This window comes from Chitinophaga sp., assembly GCF_036569125.1.
Classification (GTDB): domain Bacteria; phylum Bacteroidota; class Bacteroidia; order Chitinophagales; family Chitinophagaceae; genus Chitinophaga.
The window spans coordinates 1-2,656 of the sequence record NZ_DATCRF010000247.1 but is presented as its reverse complement, the minus strand read 5'-3'; the positions used below and the strand labels follow the sequence as shown (position 1 = coordinate 2,656).

The window sequence follows — 2,656 nt, the reverse complement described above, 5'->3', positions numbered from 1 at the left end:
GTGTTATTCAATGCATAACCGCCTATAACCACCAGCGCTATGGAAGCCGTACCCAGTATGGCATTCCGTACCCGCTGATCATACTTCCGGCGCAATGCATAGGCACCGTATTCCTTATTCCTTCCATTAAACAGGATGTCGAGAAAATCATTTCCGGGGAGGGTAGTTGAGGTCATCATGGTATAAGTTTTCTATAAGATGCGGGGTGGAATAACTTTCCATATGCGGGCATAAAAAAAGCTGTAAAGCAGCTCCGTTGAACGGATAGCTTTACAGCTGTTCTGCAGCTTCAGCTGCGGAAAGGGGTAATAAAGATTGGTTTCTGATCTAACGAAAAGACTATATGAAAATGAGTTACAGCATATAATTATACCAGCCCAGATTGACATCCGGATCGGGATCACCTATCTTGCTAAAGGAAGTATTGTATCTTATATGCATCTCAATATTATGAATGATGCTGCTAACAGAATGCCACGGGGCGCGGGAGGCACATTACACAAAATTTACCACCAATAAATTTGCAACATGCCGATCCCGCAAACCATCCGGAGCATTTATTTACAGCAAACAACGCTTTTATTAACAACAACCATAGCCACTGCAGGCCAGGTTCCGGGCAGAACCGCCCTTTACCATCACACCCATCCTGTAAGTACAGACAGCTATACCAAGATACTGTTGCATAACAGCCATTTTTTATGATTTAAAATGGACCGGCGGGCAGTGTTAAGCTGGTGGGACAACAGCTGCCGGAGTACCAAGCCGCGTACTCCCGGGTGGTGGTATTTTTATTTCTATATTTCCTATAGAATTGGTAGACAAATATACATCCGTAATTCATAATTCCAAACAGAACCCACAGATTTTTTTTGTGCAGATCGCTTTTCTTCCGGAAAGCTGCGCTCCCTCTGCATATTATGATGGCAGAATAATTGTGGATGCTATAATACTTATATCCTTTTGCATGAAAACACGATTGATACCAGGTTGCTTTTTACCGGTACGGCTTGTGATACCGGTCATAAAAAGAAAACAATACTACCGGCAATACCATTCTGCCCCGGCAATGGCCAACCGGCAGATCTCCCGGCCGGTTCTATGGTTAATGCTGTCAAAAAAGAGCGCTATAGCCGGCCGGTGGGTATAAGCTGAAGAATATTGTCTACATTAGTTTCTGCTATGAAACAACTTTTACTTTTCCTGGTTGCCGGCTTACCCTTAACCCGGCTGGCAGCGCAGGATACGGATACCACGCGTCAGCTTCATGAAATTGTAGTGGAGGCCTATTTACGTAAACAAACACTTTTACAGGTACCTACTTCCACCAGCGTTATCACCAGCAAGCAATTTCAGCTGCAGCCCGGCGCTACGCTGCTGCCGGCCATAAATACGGTTCCGGGGGTACGAATGGAGGAACGGTCGCCCGGCAGCTACCGTCTTTCTGTAAGAGGCAGCCTGCTGCGCTCTCCCTTCGGCATCCGCAATGTGAAAATATATATGGATGAAATGCCGCTTACCGATGCCGGTGGCAACACTTACCTGAACCTGGCAGACCCGGGCAGCATACAAAGCGCAGAGATATTGAAAGGGCCGGATGGCAGCCTGTTCGGCGCCAACTCCGGCGGTGTGATATTACTGCACCCCATAGGTTTGGGCGCCGACAGCATGCATTTACGGGCAGCCGTGCAGGGCGGCGCCTATGGCCTGTTCCATGAAAAAGCAGGCTGGCAGCAGCAATTTGGCAATTACCAAGTGAGCCTGTACCAGGGCTACCAGCGCGCAGATGGTTACCGCAGCAACAGCGCTTCTAAAAGATATTACCTGCAAACTGCCCAGCAGTGGCAGTACAATGAAAAAAATAAATTAAAGCTGCTGGCTTTTTACAGCGACCTATCTTACCATACACCCGGCGGACTTACAGAAGCGCAGGCATTAAACAATCCACGCGCAGCACGGCCGGCCACCCCCACCCTGCCAGGCGCTGTTGATCAAAAAGCGGCCATCTACAACCGTACCTTACAGGGCGGGCTGGTGCATGAAGCTAACCTCAGCAACAGCTGGCAGCATGTGATCACTGTTTTTGGCGCCAACACTCATTTTGAAAATCCTTTCATTACCAATTATGAAGCGCGGGATGAAAATACGGCCGGCGCACGCACCTACATTTCCCTGAGCGATAAACGGATAACAGGAACGGACCTGCTGGTAAACTGGAATACCGGCCTGGAATGGCAGGTTACCAGCTCCGATATTGTGAACTATGGCAACCGTGGCGGCAAACGGGATACGGTGCAGGCAGCGGACAAGCTCAGAGCGCAGCAGCACTTTTATTTCACCAGCCTCAGTGTGCGCCTGCATGAAAAATGGATCTGGGAAGCGGCCGTAAGCCTGAACTACTTCCGATATAATTTTAATGACGGCGCTAAAGGTGACAGCACCCGTAAATTCGATGCACAGTGGATGCCCCGCTTTTCACTTTCTTACCTGATCACCCAGGCACTGGCAGCCCGTGTTACGGTTAGCCGCGGCTACTCTACCCCTGCTATTGCCGAAGTACGCGCCTCTGATAATATTATTAATACCGCCCTGCAGGCAGAGAATGGCTGGAACCATGAAGTGGGCCTGCGCATGAGCGGCAACCGTAACCGTTTTT

3 protein-coding genes are annotated in these 2,656 nt (G+C 49.1%); all 3 read left to right on the top strand.

Going from position 1 to position 2,656, the window contains the following annotated elements; translation table 11 throughout:
• The first annotated feature begins 528 nt into the window (after window positions 1-528).
• The gene (locus VIM87_RS09135) at window positions 529-705 is read left to right on the top strand and encodes a hypothetical protein (RefSeq protein ID WP_331996688.1); all 177 of its coding nucleotides are present in this window, start codon (window positions 529-531) and stop codon (window positions 703-705) included.
• Between the two features lie 262 nt (window positions 706-967).
• Window positions 968-1,150 (top strand): hypothetical protein, encoded by a 183-nt coding sequence (locus VIM87_RS09130; protein WP_331996687.1) that lies wholly within the window; start codon window positions 968-970, stop codon window positions 1,148-1,150.
• A gap of 32 nt (window positions 1,151-1,182) precedes the next feature.
• Window positions 1,183-2,656 (top strand): TonB-dependent receptor (locus VIM87_RS09125; protein WP_331996686.1); only part of this gene is annotated, 1,474 nt, incomplete at its 3' end.

What these genes read in the sequence shown, in the direction of transcription:
- VIM87_RS09135 (WP_331996688.1), top strand. Translation starts at nt 529, where the DNA reads ATGCCGATCCCGCAAACCATCCGGAGCATTTATTTACAGCAAACAACG.
- VIM87_RS09130 (WP_331996687.1), top strand. Translation starts at nt 968, where the DNA reads ATGAAAACACGATTGATACCAGGTTGCTTTTTACCGGTACGGCTTGTG.